Raw genomic sequence first — 18,621 nt, forward strand, 5'->3', positions numbered from 1 at the left:
TATCTTCGTCAAGCTTGGTGAACCGCCGGATGCGGACCCGCATGTCCGGTGGTGTGAGAGGACGGGGGCTAGCCGCCCCCTCCTACTCGATTTTCTGTAATTAAAATGAATGGAGGAATTTTAAAGATTTTGTGGAATTAAGGTACTGTTTAAATTAATTTAATGTTTCCTAGCTCATCCTTAAAAGAAGGAGGTGTGTTCGATCAAGGGAAAAAAGAAAATTTTCTTTCAACATGCCAGATTAATAAAAAAGGAGGTATCACGTTTTGCACAGGAAAGTATGGATCGCCCTTATAGTTGCCCTGCTCAGTGTAACCCTGATAATGACGGGTTGCGGCAATCAGGGTAATACTTCATCAGGGGAAAAAGTTATTAAAATAGGATTTATCGCTCCCCTGACCGGTGATGTGAAAACCTTTGGAGAATCAGCTCAAAAGGGGTTCGACCTGGCCCTGGAACAGGCAGGTTATAAAGCGGGGGATTTCAAAATCGAACCTGTAAAAGCGGACGATCGCAACGATGCCACAGAAGCTGTTAATGTAGCTACTAAATTAATTACCCAGGATGGCGTCAAAGCCATAGTTGGTTCCCTCACTTCCTTAACCACCATCCCTATTTCCAAATTTGCCAATGATAATAAAGTAGTTTTGATTACCGGTACCGCCACCAGTCCCAAGGTTACTGTTGACGATGGCAAACGAAAAGAATATGTCTTCCGGGCCTGTTTCATCGACCCTACTCAGGGTACTGTTGCAGCCAAGTTTGCTCTGGAAGAACTCAAGCTTAAAACAGCGGCCATCCTTTATGACCAGGGCAACGACTATACCATTGGACTGGCCAATAATTTTAAAGAAGCCTTCACTGCCGGTGGGGGCAAAATACTAGCCATGGAAGCCTATGCCAAAAATGATACTGATTTTTCTGCCGTATTGACCAACATTGCCGAGAAAAATCCAGATATTCTTTATTTGCCGGATTATTACCAGAAAGTCAGCTTAATAGGCAAGCAGGCCAGGGATAAAGGTATTAAAGCTGTTTTCATCGGCGGAGACGGTTGGGACTCCACCGATCTGGATTACAAAACAATGGAGGGCGGCTATTTTACCAATCACTATTCTGCACAGGATCCCAGGCCTGAAGTGCAAAACTGGGTCAAACAATATAAAGAAAAATACGGTCAGGAACCGGATGCTTTTGCCACTCTAACCTACGACGCTACCAGGCTGCTGCTGAATGCAATTGAAACTGCAAATAGCGACGACCCGGCCAAAATTAAAGAAGCTTTGCAGAACACCAAGGATTTTTCCATTGTAAGCGGTGAGAAAGTTTCCTTTGACGAAAACGGTAACCCCATCAAGCCGGTAACCATTCTCAAAATTGAAGGCGGCAAGCAGAAATACGTAACATCTATTAAACCCAATTAAATAAATTAAGAGAGCGGGGAGGGCGGGTAACCCCTCCCCGCATTCAGATTGGATAACTGCAGGAGGGTTTTAAGGAGTGGAACATTTCCTGGAGCAGGTCTTAAACGGCTTTCAATTGGGTCTGATGTACGCTCTAATTGCTCTTGGTTACACCATGGTTTACGGCGTAGTACAGCTAATTAACTTTGCCCACGGGGATGTATTCATGGTGGGAGCTTTTCTCGGTTATTTTGGCTTTGCCGTCTGGGGATTACCCCTACCCCTGGCCATACTTTTAGCCATGGCATCCTGTGCTCTGCTCGGAGTAATTATCGAACGTATAGCTTATCGTCCCTTGCGCTACGCACCGAAAATTGCAGCTTTAATCAGCGCCATCGGTGTATCCCTTTTTTTAGAATACTTCAGCAGCCTCAAATTTGTTTTTGGACCCAACTACCGGGTAGTACCCCGGCCATTTCCTGAAATACAATGGAAAATTGCTGGCCTTACTGTAACCAATATTCAAGTTATAGTGTTTGTAGTTGTGCTAATAATGCTTATTCTTCTCCAAATACTGATATACCGTACAAAAACCGGTATGGCCATGCGTACAGTGGCTGTGGACCATAACGCTGCCCGGTTAATGGGAGTAAACGTTGATACCACCATTTCCATCACTTTTGCCATCGGGTCAGCCTTTGCCGCCCTGGGAGGCGTTCTGTACGCCATCGCTTATCCGCAAATCCACCCCTTCATGGGCATCATGCCCGGGCTGAAAGCCTTCACTGCTGCTGTACTGGGTGGAATAGGAATCATTCCGGGGGCGGTACTGGGGGCGCTCATTATGGGACAGGTAGAAACTTTAACTTCCGCCTATATATCCTCACAAATGCGTGATGCCATCGCCTTTGCTATCTTGATCCTGGTTCTTTTGTTCCGGCCTACAGGACTGCTGGGCCGCACAGAAACAGAAAAAGTATAACATAGCAGGTGGAGGAATACTATGAAATTATCACGCAATACTCTTTTCTTCTTTTTAGGGTCGGCGATCTTCTATGCCCTGGTTAAGATAATGCAGTTTAACGGAATTTTAACCCCCTACTGGCAGCTGGTACTGGACCAGGCACTGATTATTGTTATTGGTGCTTTAGGCCTTTCCATTATCTATGGGTTTACCGGGCAATTTTCACTGGGACATGCTGCTTTTTATGGTATAGGTGCCTATACGGCCGGAGCACTGGATAAGGTTTATGGAAATGGTAACATGTTATTTTTCTTCCTTTCCCTACTGATTGGAGCCCTGGTAGCAGGTCTGGTAGCATTTATCATAGGCCTGCCTATTCTGAGATTGCGTTCCGACTATTTGGGCATTGCTACCCTGGGATTTGGTATAATTGTCAGGGTGGGCATGGAAAACGGTAACAAGTTGTTTCCTGTTCTTGGCGGAGCAACAGGTATGAGCGGAACACCCCAGCTGGCACAATTTGATTTGATCTTTATCCTGGCGTTGATTATAATTCTGCTAGTACGCAATTTTATTTTCTCTACTTATGGCCGTGCATGTATCTCCATTAGGGAAGATGAAATTGCTGCCGATGTAATGGGCATTGATACCACCCGGTACAAGATTTTAGCCTTTGTCCTGGGCTGTGCTTTAGCAGGCCTGGCGGGAGGTATTTATGCCCACCGTTATCCTTTCCTGCATCCGGCCTCTTTTGACTTCCTGAAATCCTTTGACTTCCTCTTGATTGTAGTGCTGGGTGGCCTGGGGAGTATGACGGGTACCATTATAACGGCAATAGGCTGGGTCTTTTTACTGGAAGTTTTACGTGTAGTCCTGGGACAGGATTTTATCGACTGGCGGGGAGTTATTTATGCCCTGATTTTAGTCGTCTCGATTATTGTAAGACCACAGGGGCTTTTCAGTGGTAAAGAATTTCGGCTACTGGTCCCCGAGCAATTAAAAATGGCAACCGGAAAGGAGCGCACCTATGCCGGTTCTGGAAATTGAAAATTTATCTAAAGCCTTTGGCGGCCTTAAAGCAGTAAACAATTTTTCCCTGACCCTGGAAGAAGGGGAAATTGTTGGACTTATTGGTCCCAATGGCGCAGGTAAAACGACAGTTTTCAATCTGATTACAGGTCTTTACAAACCTACTTCCGGTACTATACGCTTTCTGGGAGAAGAAATTAGCGGCTTACCTCCTTTCAAAATTTCCCAGCGGGGAATAGCCAGAACTTTCCAGAATATCCGTCTCTTCAAAGGTAATACGGTTCTGGACAATGTACGGGCCGTATTTCATCCCCGTATAAAATATAATTTCTTTGATGCTCTTTTGAGAACACCGCGGTTTACTGCTGAAGAATTAAGGGTTACCCAAAAAGCAATGGAACTGCTTGAGGCTTTAAACCTGGACAAACGGGCAAACGAAAAAGCAGCCAACCTGGCTTACGGTGATCAGCGGCGTTTGGAAATTGCCCGCGCACTGGCCACACAGCCCAGGCTGTTACTACTGGACGAACCAGCAGCGGGAATGAACCCGGCAGAAGTAAGACATATGGTTCAACTGATCCGTTTTATTAAAGAAAAATATAAATTGACTATATTACTAATTGAACATCAAATGGGCATGGTTATGAACCTATGTGAAAGGCTTGTAGTTATGGATTTTGGACAGATTATTGCAAAAGGCACCCCTCTTGAAATTCGAAATAACCCTGTTGTACTTGAAGCCTACCTGGGTAAGGGGGCGACTGTAGCTTGATCCTGCAAGTGAAAGATCTAGAAGTTTATTATGGTTCCATCCGGGCATTGCAGGGAATCTCCTTTCATGTATCCAAAGGAGAAATAGTTACCCTTATAGGAGCCAATGGAGCTGGAAAATCCACCACCCTGCGAACTATTTCCGGACTTCTAACTCCCAGGCAGGGAGAAATATACTTCCAGGGTCAAAAAATTAACCGTATTCCAGCACATCAAATAGTGAAAATGGGTATCTCCCACGTTCCTGAAGGCCGGCAAATTTTCCCCAATCTCACCGTTATGGAAAACCTGCTTATGGGAGCCTATACCCGCCGGAACCGGTCCGAGATCCAGGAAACCCTGGAAGAAGTTTTTACCCGCTTTCCCCGTTTGAAAGAACGAGCCAGGCAGCTTGCTGGTACCCTTTCCGGTGGGGAACAACAAATGCTTGCCATGGGCCGGGGATTAATGAGCAAACCCACTTTATTAATTCTCGACGAGCCATCCATGGGGCTGTCCCCGCTGCTGGTCGAAGAGATATTCGAAATTATAAAGAATATCAACCAGCAGGGAACCACAATACTGCTGGTGGAACAAAATGCATATATGGCCCTGCAGATAGCTCACCGGGCATATGTACTGGAAACTGGTCGTATAGTTTTAAGTGGTACTTCTAATGAGGTGCAATCCAACCCGCAAATTCGCAGCGCATATTTAGGTGAAATAGAAAAGGAGGATTAAAATGTACGACGTAGTTATAATCGGGGGGGGACCTGCAGGCCTGACAGCTGGAATTTATGCTGCACGAGCCAAACTTAAAACCCTGCTAATAGAACGGGGAATGACAGGCGGGCTGGCAGCTACAACAGAATTAATTGAAAATTATCCGGGTTTTAGCGAGGGAATCGGAGGCCCGGAATTAATGAGCCGCATGGAAGCTCAAGCAAGGCGTTTTGGTCTGGAAATTTTAAATTCCAATGTTGAGACCCTGCAAAAAGAAAATCTGTCTTTTATAATTAAAACTGAAGATACTGAACTGCTAACCCGTACAGTGATTATAGCCACCGGAGCCCAACCCCAAAGGTTAAACGTAAAAGGTGAAGAAACATTTCATGGCCGGGGCGTCTCATACTGTGCCACCTGTGACGGAGCTTTCTTTAAAGGTAAACATGTTGCGGTAGTAGGCGGTGGAGATGCTGCGGTAGAGGAGGCCATGTTCTTAACCAGGTTCGCCCAAAAGGTATTTATTATCCACCGGCGTGGAGAATTAAGGGCCACCAAAATTGTGCAGGAACGGGCGCGGCAAAACCCGCGGCTGGAATTTATATGGCACAGTATTGTAGAAGAGATTACAGGCAAGGAAACCGTAAACGGTGTACGCATTAAAGACGTGCGCACAGGTCAGATGAAAGAGCTGGCTGTTGATGGAGTATTTATTTATATTGGTTATATCCCCAATTCCTCCCTCGTAAAAGAACTTGTTAAACTTGATGAGCAGGGTTATATCATTACTGATACAAATATGCAAACCAGCTGCCCGGGGATTTTTGCCGCAGGTGATGTCCGGCAAAAATCCCTGCGCCAGGTAGTTACCGCTGTAGCCGACGGTGCCATAGCGGCAGTCAGTGCAGAAAAATATCTTGAACGAAACCGGTAATAAAAAAAAGCTGTATCGGACTGATACAGCGGAGAAAGGGAGAGGAGATTAGGTTGTTGTCAGCCTTTGCCCTTATTTTAATCTCCTCTCCGGATGGAGAAAAGTATTCCCTGCCTAATGGTTAGATTTGATTCCCAAGCGGAAAATAATAGCTCCTATAATCAGGCGACCCCCTTAACCTCTGGTGGGCCCAATTTTTTTCTTTTAGCAATAACCGTTCGGCAGTTTTAAAAAACCATCTGGTCAACAGCTTTGTCATTTAGCCTTAAAGTTGCAATAATTTTTTATATTTAAATTGTAATTTTGCGGGGATTATTTGAGATAATAGGGAGGGGTATGAATTGAAGGATCTGGAATCCCTTATGGAAAGGTTCCGTGGCGGTGACCCCAGGGCACTGGCACGTGTAATCAGTTACCTGGAAAATGAAGAACCAGTGGTTGAACAGATTATGGAGCAGATTTATCCTTTTACGGGGAAAGCATATATTATTGGCATAACCGGTTCCCCCGGTGCAGGGAAAAGTTCCCTGGTAGATTGTCTTACCTCTTTATTACGCCAGAAAGGAGAAACTGTAGGTATTGTGGCTGTAGATCCTACCAGTCCCTTCACTGGAGGAGCATTGCTGGGTGATCGCATAAGAATGCAAAATCATGCCACCGACCGGGGGGTATTCATACGAAGTATGGGTACACGGGGAAGCCTGGGCGGACTGGCTCATACCACTGCAGATGTTGTTAAGGCCATGGATGCTTTTGGTTTTTCCCGGGTTATTGTGGAAACGGTAGGCGTTGGGCAGGCCGAACTGGACATTATGCATTTGGCAGACACTGTTGTGGTGGTACTAACTCCGGGTGCAGGAGATGCAATTCAAACCATTAAAGCCGGTATAATGGAAATAGCTGATGTCTTTGTCATTAATAAATCAGATCTGCCGGGGGCAGATAAAATCACCGCCGAAGTGGAAATGATGCTTGATATGCAGGGATACCAGCAAAAATGGCGCCCTCCGGTCATAAAGACTTCAACCCTGAGCGGACAGGGAATAGCAGAACTCCTTGAAGCTATTGAAAATCACCGGAATCATCTACTTCAGGAAAAAGCGCTGGGAGAAAAGCGTTGGAGCCGGGCACGCAATGAAACTCTAGAACTGGCACAACATATCTGGCAACGCATTATTACCAGGGAACTTGAACATATTCGGCCCATTCTGGATGCTGTTGCCCGGCGAGAAAAAGATCCCTATCAGGGTGCACGCGAAATTACCAGCTATCTATTGAAAAAATATAATAAATAACGCTATTTTTTAAAACAAATGCTGGTGAAGGAAAATAAGATGCGCTAAAATATCTACCAAACAATAAAGTTTGAAAAGAAAGGAGCGGGTATTTAAAAGATGAAGGTTACCTTTATAGGTCATGCAGCTTTTTTTCTTGAAGGAGAGGCCAGGATATTAATTGATCCCTTTATTACTGGTAACCCTGTAGCTAATGTTAAAGCTGAAGATCTGCATCCGGACATTATCCTGGTCACCCATGGCCATGATGATCACCTTGGAGATGCCATTGAAATCGCAAAGAGATCGGGAGCAACTATAGTTTCAGTTTTTGAACTGGCCAGCTACTGCAGTCGCCACGGTGCAAAGGTCCATGGCATGCATATTGGCGGAAGCTACCAATTTGGGCCGGTAAAAGTTAAACTGACGCCTGCCTGGCATGGTAGCGGACTGGTTAAAAACGAAACAACTGAATATCTGGGCACTCCTTGCGGTTTTGTTTTTACGCTGGATGGGAAAACCATTTATCACGCCGGAGATACAGGATTGTTCGGAGACATGGCCATGGTGGGGCGCCTCCATCCCATTGACCTGGCTCTGCTGCCCATCGGTGATAATTTTACCATGGGCCCCGAAGATGCCCTGGAAGCAGTACGCTTGATTAAACCCAATCTTGTTATTCCAATGCACTACAATACCTGGCCACTGGTGGAACAGGATCCTCAGGAATTTAAGCGGGCAGTAGAAGCACAAACTCCGGCACAGGTAATTATTCTTGCCCCGGGAGAAACCTATGAATTTTAACCCCAACCCCGACACAACCCGGATGCGTAAACAAGGAGAAAAGCTATTAACAATATTTAGCCAGACCCTCAACCAGTTGCAATCTCTTCCAAACGACCCGGAACTGGCCAATTATGCCGCTTTCCTGCACGGACAAATTTATGGTCTGGCTATTGCTTTACACTTTCTTTTTCCCGGGCCTGGCAATCTGGGTGAAAAGGCCGCTTTAATGCTCAGACCCGTCCTTACTGAGCACAGATGTGAATGCAAAGATCAAAAAGGTAGTAATTGAACAGAAAGGTTACCACATGGAGAGAGTTTGTAAAAACTCCGGGTTACCTCATGGGGGTAGCCTTTCTGTTTACAGGGACAATTGGGTGGTTATCCATCCCCCAAATTTTTGTTATTATACTGATTCATCACCTGCATTATATTCGCTAATAATTGACTCAGGTCCTGATTACCCTGCTTACCAATGGTTTGATGCATTAAATCCATGGCACCAACCAATAAATTCACTAATGTTTCCGGGTTAAGGCTGGCCTTTAATTGTTCAAGCATAGCTGGATCAATATTTTTAATTAATTCACGCATGGATTCCGGCAACATATCCATTTCCACAGGCATTTTTTCCATTTGCTCCACCCTCCTTGATGACTGGTATTATAATATGTATATGTATTTCTTTTTGCCCCACATATAATGTGGAAAAGGATGATGAACCTGTGCCGCATCAGGCAATAGTCTGCGATTTAGAAACCACTGGTTTAAACCCTCTGCAAGACGAAATCATTGAAATAGCCCTCCTCAGGCTGGTAGAAGGAGAAATTACTGATCAATTCCACACCCTTATTCGTCCGAAACAAAAAGTACCGGAAGCTATTCTTCGTTTAACCGGTCTAAGCGAAAAACTCCTGGCCGCATCCCCATCACTGGACGAAGTTTTGCCTCTGATAACAAATTTTCTGGGCAAAAACCCATTGATGGGCCATAATGTTTCCTTTGACCGGAATTTCCTGCAAACAGTAACTGGAATTCCGGTTGTTACCCGGGCTTACGATACCCGCGAACTGGCCCGTATCCTTCTACCCGACGCCCCCAGTTATCAACTGGCTGAACTGTGCCGGTTTTTGGGAATAGAAGTCAAACGTGTTCACCGGGCAATGGATGATGCACTTGCCGCTGTTCAGCTTTATCGCCGGTTGCTCGACAAGACCAGAAAAATGGATGGACAAGTTTTACTATACCTAACCGCATTCTTGCAGCAAGCCGGCTCACCCTGGGCAGATGAAATAAGCAGTGTAGCCTTAGAGTCCTGTTCTCAAAAAATAAAGCGTACCGTCTTATTTAAACCCCCTATAGAAGAAATTGAGCAGGATCTGACCTGCTCGCCAGATTTTCCCCAGTCACCACAAGAACTTTTTGATTTACTTAAACCGGGAGGCTCCCTGGCTGTTCACATGGTTAATTACGAGTACCGCCCGCAGCAGTTGCATATGGTAGAGGCTGTAACCCGTGCCCTGGAAGAAGAAAAAATTTTACTCATGGAAGCAGGCACAGGAACGGGAAAATCTATGGCCTATCTTCTGCCGGCACTATACTGGTCTATTTCGCACAAGCAACGTGTTCTCATAGCTACAAGAACTATAAACCTGCAGGAACAGTTATGGCAAAGAGACATTCCCTTAATAAAAACAGCTCTCGGATGGCCTTGCCGCGTGGCACTGGTTAAAGGCAGGCAAAATTATCTTTGTTTACAACGATGGTTAACCATCCTGCAGGCCGGCAACTGGACAGCTGGAGAAGCGGCATTTTATGCTCGCATACTGGTCTGGACACAGCAAACCGTTACCGGAGACAAAAGCGAAATTAACCTCACTGGTTTTGAACAGGAACTCTGGCAGGAACTCTGTTCTGACAGTGAAACCTGTCAGGGCTCCCGTTGCCGCTGGTTTGCCCGGTCATGCTATGTTTCCCGGATTCGTTTTAAGGCTGAAAAGGCTAATCTGATTATAGTCAACCATTCGCTCCTCCTTTCGGACGTCCGGGCTGAAAACCGCTTACTTCCAGAACATGCTGTTCTGATTGTGGACGAGGCACATCATCTTGAGGACGCGGCTACTGAACAACTGGGGGAAACAATTTCACGCTCTGCACTTTTCAGATGGTTAAATAAAGTCAACCGGATACTGGTAAGAATAAAAGAGCTGTCACTACGAGAGAATACCAGCCTGAATTCTTATCATCAAAAATGCCTGGGTGCATACTCCAGGGCTAGACAGGCTGTAGATTTGTTTTTTAATCTTTTGCAAATGATGGTAATCCAAAAATCTCTCGCGGGAGACCAGGATATAGGGAATAAATACATTGTCCGCCTGCAGCCTGGCTCGGAGGGCGACATTACTAGCATATTGCAGCCCGAACGAGAAAATCTTCTTTTTGCCCTTAAAGACTTGCTTACTGGCCTAAAAAAAATCTCGGAACACATAGAATCTTTCGTGGTAAAGGATGAAGAAAATAATAACCTTACCTGGGAATTTACATGCTTAATTGCAGAGGGTACCAGAATATTAGCAGTTCTGGAATTCATCCTTAAGGGTACTATGGCAAATAGCGTCTTCTGGGTCGAAATAGATAAAGAAGAAAACAACCACTGTTTTCTGCGCGCCGCGCCGATACAGGTAAATAAGATACTTTATGATTATCTATACCAAACTAAAAAGTCAATAGTCTTAACCTCTGCAACCTTAACGGTAGAAAATTCGTTTACTCATTACATAGAGCGCACAGGGCTGGACCTGATTCCCCCTGAACGTATATTAGCCTTGCGGGTGGATTCACCTTTCCAGTATGATTCCCAGGCCCTTTTATGTATTGTAAAAGGGCTCCCCACCCCCGGAAAAGGGAAGGGGGATATCTATTTTTCCACTCTGGCCAGTACCCTTTTAAACCTTGCTGATACTACGGGAGGCCGGATGCTGGTCCTTTTTACTTCCCACCAGGCACTCCGGGAAACTTACCGCCGCTTAAAGCCCGAATGCCTGGAAAGGAGTATCCGTTTACTGGGTCATAACCTTGACGGGAATCAATGGCATATTTTAAAGGAATTTCATAATACAGAAAAAGCCATCTTAATGGGGGCATTCAGTTTCTGGGAAGGGGTAGATCTTCCCGGACCAGCCTTAAACTGCGTGGTTATGGTTAAACTCCCTTTTTGGGCTCCCAGGGTACCGGTAGTAGAAGCACGGCTTGAAGATCTGGCTTCCCAGGGTAAAGACGGCTTTCTCCATTTCAGCCTCCCCCAGGCCATTATTCGTTTTAAACAAGGCTTTGGCCGGCTGATCCGGACAACCAGCGATCGGGGTGTGGTGATAATACTGGATGAACGACTGCTCAACAAAAAGTACGGACGCCATTTTTTGAATTCACTTCCGGTAAAAAATTATATAGAGGGAGACCTTTCCTTGCTTAAGAAACAGATTGCACGCTGGCTTAACCCTGATGCGGCATGCCATATTAAGTCAAATAAAGAAATTTAGTTACCAAAACTGTCACATTTCAGCTGTAAGCTCATACTATATTAAGGACGAAAATAGTAAAAGGGGTGAGTTGACTTGCGCGTATATTTCGTGCGGCTACCATCCTTCATTAGAGCCCTGTTGATGAGGGTCTGGAAATAAGATTAGGGACAGGCCAAGCCTGTCCTTTGTGCTTTTTAGGTGAATGTCTGTGATCTCCGTCATTTCTCCAGCGGGGATTTTTTTTTACTCTAAAAGAGGATTTATCTTCGAAACGTCGAAAGTATGCCTTAATAGAGAAATAGCATATATTGTTTTAGCGAAATTGCCCCCCATCATATTCGAAGTTATTTTAAAAAAGAGGGATAAAGGATGAAAGCTATTAGACTAAATCAATGGGAAGACAGGAATTTTATTGAACTTGTAACCCGTGAAAGCGGGCAAGCAGTAGAGAATTGTTATCAGTGCGGAAAATGCACGGCTGGCTGCCCCATCGCCTTTGCCTGTGATTTAATGCCTAATCAGGTAATACGCATGGTGCAAATGGGTCTAAAGGAAGAGGTGCTTCATTGCCAGAGTATCTGGCTCTGCGCATCCTGCGTTACCTGTACGGTTCGTTGCCCGAGAAATATTGACGTGGCCAGGGTGATGGATACCTTAAGAATTATGGCTCGCCATCAGGGTATATCACCCCCGGGCAAAGGCCGTTATGTTGCTTTATTTAATGAAAATTTTCTGGGCTATATACAGAAAAACGGTCGATTATTTGAACTTGCCACGATGGCCATCTTCAATCTAAAAACCGGCCAACCCTTCCGGGAAGCCAGCACGGGGCTGGCCATGCTAAAACGCGGCAAATTAAAGCTTACAGTAACAAAGCCGCGGGGCCTGGATGAAATAAACCGTATTTTTGAGAAAGTACGCCAGGCAGAAAAGGGGGGTAAAAAGTGAAACTTGCTTATTATCCCGGCTGCAGTTTAGAAGCCAGCGGGAAGGAATACGATCTGTCAACCCGGGCAGTGTGTAAACATCTGGGTATAGAATTAATAGAAATTCCTGACTGGAGCTGTTGTGGGGCAACAGCAGGGCATAGCACAAGCCATCTTTTATCCCTGGCCCTGCCTGCTCGCAATTTAGCCCTGGCCGAAGAAATGGGCCTCGATGTCACCGCACCTTGCGCTTCCTGTTACCAGCGACTGGCTTTAACATGTTATGAATTAAAACAAAACCCCCGGCTGCAAAAAGAAATTAATGAAATTACAGGGCGCTCTTTTCAGGGAAAGATCAAAGTAGTTTCCATCCTGGAAGCAATAAATTATATCGGCTTAGAGGGAATCCAAAATCAGGTAGTTAAACCTTTAAAAGGGTTAAAAATTGCCGCCTATTATGGTTGTCTGCTGGTACGGCCACGGAATATCCAAATAGACGATCCTGAAAACCCCCAAATTATAGAAAAAATTATGCAAGCTAGCGGAGCTGAACCGGTGGAATGGCCTCATAAAACAGAGTGCTGCGGAGCTTCCCTGGCCATAAGCAATGAAGATATAGCCACCACCATGGTTTCCCGTATTCTTAAAGCAGCATCCCTATCCGGTGCCCATTGCCTGGTATGTGCCTGTCCCCTGTGTCATTTCAACCTCGATATGCGCCAGTTAAAAGTCAACCGGTTGCAGGGTACCAATTACCAGTTGCCAGTATTTTACTTTACCCAGCTTTTAGGTATAGCCCTGGGTTTAAATCCAGACGACCTGAGCCTGCATACTCACTTTGTAGATACCACTCATGTTTTAAAAATGGTTGGATAGATTATTGAATAAGGAGCGATAGGACATGCAACGCACAGGTGTTTTCGTATGCTGGTGTGGTACAAATATTGGTGCAGTAGTCGATATATCCCGGGTGGTAGAAGCTGTCTCTAAATTCCCCGGGGTGGTATTTGCCACCGATTACAAGTATATGTGTTCTGAACCAGGCCAGGAAACTATTATTCAGGCGGTACGCGAGCATCGCCTTAACCGGGTGGTAGTGGCCTCCTGTTCTCCCCGTCTTCATGAAGCTACTTTTCGCAAGACCCTGAGCCGGGCGGGGTTGAATCCTTATCTACTGGAAATGGCCAACATCAGAGAACAATGTGCGTGGGTACATCAAAAGGAACCGGAAAAAGCTACCCAAAAAGCAATTGAATTAATCCGCAGGGCGGTTTCCAAGGTCAACAAGCTGGAACCTCTATATGAATCCACCATACCCATAACCAAAAGAGCACTGGTCATTGGAGGCGGCATTGCCGGTTTGCAAGCTGCCCTGGACATCGCCGATGCCGGTTACCAGGTCGTCCTGGTGGAAAGGGAACCGACTATCGGCGGGAAAATGGCCATGCTGGACAAAACCTTTCCCACCCTGGATTGTTCAGCGTGAATTAGTACACCCAAGATGGTTGCTGCGGCGCAGCACCCTAATATAACTTTATTTACCTACGCTGAGGTCGAAAAGGTAGAAGGCTACATCGGCAATTTCCAGGTTACTATCAGACAAAAGGCTCGCTCTGTAGACCACAGCAAATGTACAGGTTGCGGTACTTGCTGGGAAAAATGTCCAACCAAAGTGGTAAGTGAATATAACCTGGGATTGGGCATGAGAAAAGCCATTTATATTAGTTTCCCGCAGGCCGTGCCAAACAAGCCGGTAATCGACCGCCAGCATTGCAGGCAGTTTACCAAAGGAAAATGCGGTGTCTGTCAGAAAGTTTGCCCGGCACAAGCAATCGATTACCAGCAGGAAGATCAGCTAATTAAAGAACAGGTCGGCGCTATTGTCGTAGCTACCGGTTACGATTTATTTGAATGGGAACGTGCATACGGTGAATATGGCTATGGACGTTATCCCGATGTAATCAGCGGGTTACAATTTGAGAGACTGAATAATGCTTCCGGACCAACAGGTGGAAAAATTTTAAGACCTTCCGATGGAAAAGAACCCAAAACCGTAGTCTTTATCAAATGTGTGGGTTCCCGGGATGCGGTTAAAGGTAAAGAATATTGCTCCCGAACCTGTTGCATGTATACAGCCAAGCACGCTCATCAAGTACTGGAAAAGATCCCTGATTCCAGGGTCTACGTCTTTTACATGGACATCCGGACTCCTGGTAAAGCTTATGAAGAATTTTACTTGCGTACAGTTCATGAGGGTGCCCGCTATATCCGCGGCCGCGTGTCAAAAATTTATCCTGAAGGCGACCAGCTGGTGGTTATGGGTGTGGATACACTCCTGGGAAGACAAGTTGAAATAGCTGCGGACCTGGTCGTACTGGCTACAGCCATGGTGCCCAGCAGAGAAGCAAATAAACTGGCACGAGTTGTGGGTATTTCAACTGATCAAAATGGATTTTTCATGGAAAGCCATCCCAAGTTACGACCGGTGGAAACAAATACTGCAGGAGTTTTCCTGGCCGGCGCCTGTCAGGGACCCAAAGATATTCCTGATACTGTTGCCCAGGCCAGTGCTGCTTCAGCGAAAGTATGCGCCCTGTTCTCCCGCAACGAAATGGCTGTAGACCCCATGATTGCCCAGGTTAATTCAGCTCTTTGTTCCGGCTGCCTGGAATGCAAAAACGTATGTCCTTATCGGGCCATCGAAAAGGCAACGGTTAGTGAACGGGTGGGCGGTAAAGTGATCGAACGAACAGTTGCCAGTGTTAATACCGGGCTCTGCCAGGGATGCGGAGCCTGTACCGTAGCCTGCCGGGCCGGTGCTATTAACCTCAAAGGTTTCACCAACGAGCAACTACTGGCGGAGGTGGATGCGTTGTGTCTGTAAAGCAAGAATGGGAACCTAAAATAATTGGCTTTTGTTGTAACTGGTGTAGTTACGCTGGTGCCGACCTGGCAGGGGTTAGCCGGCTAAGTTATCCACCCTCCATTCGTGTAATCCGTGTGCCCTGCTCAGCAAGAGTCAATCCGGTTTTTATTTTACGTGCCTTCCAGAGAGGTGCCGACGGCGTGCTCGTAAGTGGGTGACACCCGGGGGACTGCCACTATGTTAGTGGCAATTACCATACACGACGACGCTATCTCATTTTTAAACGCTTGCTGGAATATGTGGGCTTCGAACCCGGGCGTTTCCGTGCCCGTTGGATTAGTGGTTCCGAAGGAGCTAAATTTGCCCAGACGGTAGAAGAAATTACGGCTGAAATTAAAGCTCTGGGTCCAAATACCAAGATGAGACAGAAATTGGAGATTCCAAATAAAATTCCCACCGGGGTGAAAGATAATGAGTGATCTAATGAAAGTCCAGGAAAATCTAAGGGACATAGCTCGAAAGTTACTGGTTAATAAAGAAGCCACCCTGGTGATTGGTTATGCTCCGGGCAGTGAAGTGAGCAGGGTAATTCCTGCTTTCATCAGGAAGGAAGAGGAAGTGGACCATTTAATATGGAATCCCCTTTGCGTTAATAATCTAGCTAAATATCTGCTGGATTATAATCAAGAACCGGGTAAAGTGGCGGTGGTTGTAAAAGGGTGTGATTCAAGGGCTATTGTTCGCCTGATCCAGGACAACCAGATTCCCCGGGAAAAAATTATCATCCTGGGCATTCCCTGCCCGGGCTTACTAGATCCGGAAACGGTAGCATCCCGCCTTAACCCCAACACGCAAATTTTATCTGCAAGCTTAAATGAGCAGGCTTTTTCCATACAAACGGAGGAGGGGATTTTTACTTTTTCCCGGAACGAATCTTTACTTGAAAAGTGCCGGAGTTGCGAACATCACACCCCGGTTATTGCAGATTTCATGCTGGGGGAGGAAATTCCTCCGGCTAACCGGGTGGATCCCTTTGAAAAAGTTAAAAAACTGGAAGATTTGCCAGTAAAAGATAGAAGTGATTATTGGGATAAACAGTTTCAACGATGCCTGCGTTGTTACGCCTGTCGCAATGTCTGCCCGGCTTGTACTTGCCGTGAATGTGTATTTGACCAGGCAGAACCGTGCTGGATAGCCAAAGCCAATAACCTTTCGGAAAACACTGCTTTTCACCTTATCCGGGCTTTTCACGTAGCTGGACGATGTGTGGACTGTGGTGAGTGCGACCGGGTATGTCCAGTAAATATACCCCTTACGCTTCTAAACCGGAAGATCCTGAAGGACATCAAAGATCTGTTCAACGTCCCCACTCCGGGTACAAATTTAAATGAACTACCACCTCTGGGCTCATTTACCAATTCCGATCCCGATGAATTTATGTAGAGGGGGACAACTGCGATGAATGCTTATATCATTACCAGGGATAATTTAAGAACCTGGATCGATGCCCTGATCAGGGATTATACTTTAGTAGCTCCTGTTAGAGAGGAAGAAAAGGTTTCCTTATTTAAACCAGTAGGGAGCTTTACCGAAATAGATTTGAATTATACCAACAGCACGATTTCCCCCAAAGGCTGGCTTTTCCCCCAAACGGAAGAAATGTTTTTCTTTTTCACCAGCGACAACCAGATTAACCTGGAGGATGCTTGTAAACCCGGAACAACCATCCTCTTTGGGCTTCGTCCCTGTGATGTAAAGGGAATCATAGCCCTTGATCCGGTTTTTAATGGCACCTATCAGGACTGCTACTATCAGATGCGCCGCCAGAACACCATTTTAGTATGTTTATGTTGCACCCGGGTAGAACGCCACTGTTTCTGTAATTCCATGGGTGGAGGACCCACCAACGGGGAAGGGGCCGATCTGTTACTAACAGAAATGGAGGACGGCTACGGCATTGAAGTATTGACCTCCCGCGGTGAAGAACTGGTCAACAAATACCACCAACTCTTTGCTGTCGACGGAGATAATCGTGTAAGTAAAACCCGCGATGAAATGGGTAAAAAATTGGCCAGCCAGTTTTCTCGAAAGGTAGATATCTCCGGCATAAAAGAATTTCTGGATCAGCATTTTGAACTACCTTACTGGAATGAACTTGCTCAGCGTTGTTTGGGCTGTGGTATTTGCACTTTTATCTGTCCCACCTGTCACTGCTTTGATATTTTCGATCAAAGCCCGGACGGGGAATCGGGAGTAAGATCACGTTGCTGGGATTCCTGCATGTTCAGCCATTTTACACGGATGGCGGGTGGACATAACCCCCGACCCACAAAAAAGGAACGCATACGCAATCGCTTTTTACACAAGCTGAAATATCACCGTGACCGCTATAATCTGGATGGATGCGTCGGTTGTGGTCGATGTATAAACAAGTGCCCGGTTAATATTGATATACGCCAGATCATTGCTGACCTGCAGGAGGTGGCCCGGTATGACCAATTGCCGCTCTCATAATCCTTTAAGACCTTTTCCAGCCACCATTATAAAGATTATCGATGAAACTCCGGATGTAAAAACATTTCAAATGGTCTTTGATGATCCAGAGGTAATGGAAAATTTTAAGCAAAAACCCGGACAGGTGGCTCAAATTTCAGTATTTGGGGTGGGAGAAGCCACTATATCCATTACTTCCTCGCCTACCAGAAAAGGCCTTTTAGAATTTAGCGTAAAAAAGGTGGGAATGTTGACCAGTGCCTTACACCGCCTGGAACCGGGTTGCAAAGTGGGCATTCGCGGTCCCTATGGTAATCATTTTCCATACGAAAAAATGAAGGGTAAAGACCTTCTGTTTATAGGTGGCGGTATAGGCCTGGCTCCTTTAAGAGCGTTAATTGACTTTGTGCTGGCCGAGGAAAACAGGAAAGACTACGGAAATATAGAGATTATTTATGGTGCCCGATCTGTAGACGATCTTTGTTTCAAATACGATATCCTGGAACGCTGGCCTCAAATGCCGGGTACTAAAGTCTATACCACTATTGACCGGGCTGAGCAGGGGTGGGAGGGACACGTAGGGTTTGTACCGGCATACCTTGAGGAAATTAATCCTACTCCGAAAAACAAGTATGCCATTACCTGCGGACCACCAATTATGATTAAATTTGTACTGCAGGCCCTTGAAAAGATGGGTTTCTCTGACGATCAGGTCATTACCACCCTGGAAATGAAGATGAAGTGTGGCATAGGTAAATGTGGTCGATGCAACATCGGTAGCAAGTACGTATGCCTTGATGGCCCGGTGTTCTACCTGAGCCAGTTAAAGCAATTGCCTCCGGAGTTTTAGTCACAGGCAATCTAAAAATGGGGTAGCCACCCTCCGGGAAAAGAAAAAGACACCGTTTATAGTAAGGCCGGTGTCTTTTTTATCAGGTATATCTGCAGGACTCTT

At 45.9% G+C, this 18,621-nt stretch carries 18 protein-coding genes; 17 read left to right on the top strand and 1 reads right to left on the bottom strand.

The features are described from left to right. The first annotated feature begins 266 nt into the window (after window positions 1-266). From BUB44_RS11890 to BUB44_RS11930, 9 genes are all read left to right on the top strand, one after another. A complete protein-coding gene (locus BUB44_RS11890) occupies window positions 267-1,424 on the top strand; it encodes an ABC transporter substrate-binding protein (RefSeq protein ID WP_083543230.1) in 1,158 nt (385 codons plus the stop codon). A 76-nt stretch (window positions 1,425-1,500) separates the two neighbouring features. Then, a complete protein-coding gene (locus BUB44_RS11895) occupies window positions 1,501-2,385 on the top strand; it encodes a branched-chain amino acid ABC transporter permease (RefSeq protein WP_073166632.1) in 885 nt (294 codons plus the stop codon). Window positions 2,386-2,406: 21 nt separating this feature from the next. Continuing rightward, window positions 2,407-3,414 (top strand): branched-chain amino acid ABC transporter permease, encoded by a 1,008-nt coding sequence (locus BUB44_RS11900; RefSeq protein ID WP_073166635.1) that lies wholly within the window; start codon window positions 2,407-2,409, stop codon window positions 3,412-3,414. Next, complete coding sequence (locus BUB44_RS11905) at window positions 3,395-4,168, top strand: ABC transporter ATP-binding protein (protein ID WP_073166637.1); 774 nt, start codon at window positions 3,395-3,397, stop codon at window positions 4,166-4,168. The genes BUB44_RS11900 and BUB44_RS11905 overlap by 20 nt, the downstream gene beginning before the upstream one ends. Beyond that, complete coding sequence (locus BUB44_RS11910; RefSeq protein WP_073166639.1) at window positions 4,165-4,887, top strand: ABC transporter ATP-binding protein; 723 nt, start codon at window positions 4,165-4,167, stop codon at window positions 4,885-4,887. Before BUB44_RS11905 ends, BUB44_RS11910 begins: the two co-directional genes overlap by 4 nt. A gap of 1 nt (window position 4,888) precedes the next feature. After that, window positions 4,889-5,803: a thioredoxin-disulfide reductase gene (gene trxB / locus BUB44_RS11915; RefSeq protein ID WP_423219795.1), complete on the top strand. Its 915-nt coding sequence runs from the start codon at window positions 4,889-4,891 to the stop codon at window positions 5,801-5,803. A gap of 341 nt (window positions 5,804-6,144) precedes the next feature. Further along, window positions 6,145-7,098 carry a methylmalonyl Co-A mutase-associated GTPase MeaB gene (meaB, locus tag BUB44_RS11920; RefSeq protein ID WP_083543231.1) on the top strand — a complete coding sequence of 318 codons (954 nt, stop codon included), beginning with the start codon at window positions 6,145-6,147 and terminating at the stop codon, window positions 7,096-7,098. A gap of 99 nt (window positions 7,099-7,197) precedes the next feature. Next, entirely contained in the window at window positions 7,198-7,881 is a 684-nt protein-coding gene (locus tag BUB44_RS11925; RefSeq protein ID WP_073166645.1) for a metal-dependent hydrolase, read from the top strand. Further along, window positions 7,871-8,152: a hypothetical protein gene (locus BUB44_RS11930; protein WP_073166648.1), complete on the top strand. Its 282-nt coding sequence runs from the start codon at window positions 7,871-7,873 to the stop codon at window positions 8,150-8,152. Before BUB44_RS11925 ends, BUB44_RS11930 begins: the two co-directional genes overlap by 11 nt. 89 nt (window positions 8,153-8,241) lie before the next feature. Here BUB44_RS11930 and BUB44_RS11935 read toward each other — a convergent pair whose 3' ends face one another. Beyond that, window positions 8,242-8,496: a hypothetical protein gene (locus BUB44_RS11935; RefSeq protein WP_073166650.1), complete on the bottom strand. Its 255-nt coding sequence runs from the start codon at window positions 8,494-8,496 to the stop codon at window positions 8,242-8,244. Window positions 8,497-8,585: 89 nt separating this feature from the next. Here BUB44_RS11935 and BUB44_RS11940 point away from each other — a divergent pair, with 89 nt between their 5' ends. The 8 genes from BUB44_RS11940 (at window position 8,586) to BUB44_RS11980 (ending at window position 18,516) form a co-directional block, all read left to right on the top strand. After that, complete coding sequence (locus BUB44_RS11940; RefSeq protein WP_073166652.1) at window positions 8,586-11,399, top strand: helicase C-terminal domain-containing protein; 2,814 nt, start codon at window positions 8,586-8,588, stop codon at window positions 11,397-11,399. A 351-nt stretch (window positions 11,400-11,750) separates the two neighbouring features. Then, window positions 11,751-12,329, top strand: a complete 579-nt coding sequence (locus BUB44_RS11945) for a 4Fe-4S dicluster domain-containing protein (RefSeq protein WP_073166655.1) — start codon at window positions 11,751-11,753, stop codon at window positions 12,327-12,329. Beyond that, the gene (locus tag BUB44_RS11950) at window positions 12,326-13,183 is read left to right on the top strand and encodes a CoB--CoM heterodisulfide reductase iron-sulfur subunit B family protein (RefSeq protein WP_073166657.1); all 858 of its coding nucleotides are present in this window, start codon (window positions 12,326-12,328) and stop codon (window positions 13,181-13,183) included. Before BUB44_RS11945 ends, BUB44_RS11950 begins: the two co-directional genes overlap by 4 nt. A gap of 25 nt (window positions 13,184-13,208) precedes the next feature. Next, window positions 13,209-15,191 carry a CoB--CoM heterodisulfide reductase iron-sulfur subunit A family protein gene (locus BUB44_RS11955; protein ID WP_083543233.1) on the top strand — a complete coding sequence of 661 codons (1,983 nt, stop codon included), beginning with the start codon at window positions 13,209-13,211 and terminating at the stop codon, window positions 15,189-15,191. After that, complete coding sequence (locus tag BUB44_RS15850; RefSeq protein WP_242655972.1) at window positions 15,182-15,652, top strand: hydrogenase iron-sulfur subunit; 471 nt, start codon at window positions 15,182-15,184, stop codon at window positions 15,650-15,652. Before BUB44_RS11955 ends, BUB44_RS15850 begins: the two co-directional genes overlap by 10 nt. Further along, a complete protein-coding gene (locus BUB44_RS11970) occupies window positions 15,645-16,616 on the top strand; it encodes a Coenzyme F420 hydrogenase/dehydrogenase, beta subunit C-terminal domain (RefSeq protein WP_073166665.1) in 972 nt (323 codons plus the stop codon). The genes BUB44_RS15850 and BUB44_RS11970 overlap by 8 nt, the downstream gene beginning before the upstream one ends. Before the next feature lie 15 nt (window positions 16,617-16,631). Beyond that, window positions 16,632-17,687 (top strand): 4Fe-4S dicluster domain-containing protein, encoded by a 1,056-nt coding sequence (locus BUB44_RS11975; protein ID WP_073166667.1) that lies wholly within the window; start codon window positions 16,632-16,634, stop codon window positions 17,685-17,687. Further along, window positions 17,665-18,516: an FAD/NAD(P)-binding protein gene (locus tag BUB44_RS11980; RefSeq protein WP_073166670.1), complete on the top strand. Its 852-nt coding sequence runs from the start codon at window positions 17,665-17,667 to the stop codon at window positions 18,514-18,516. The genes BUB44_RS11975 and BUB44_RS11980 overlap by 23 nt, the downstream gene beginning before the upstream one ends. The last annotated feature ends 105 nt before the right edge of the window (window positions 18,517-18,621 follow it).

It is taken from the genome of Desulfofundulus australicus DSM 11792 (assembly GCF_900129285.1).
In the GTDB taxonomy this organism is placed as follows: domain Bacteria; phylum Bacillota; class Desulfotomaculia; order Desulfotomaculales; family Desulfovirgulaceae; genus Desulfofundulus; species Desulfofundulus australicus.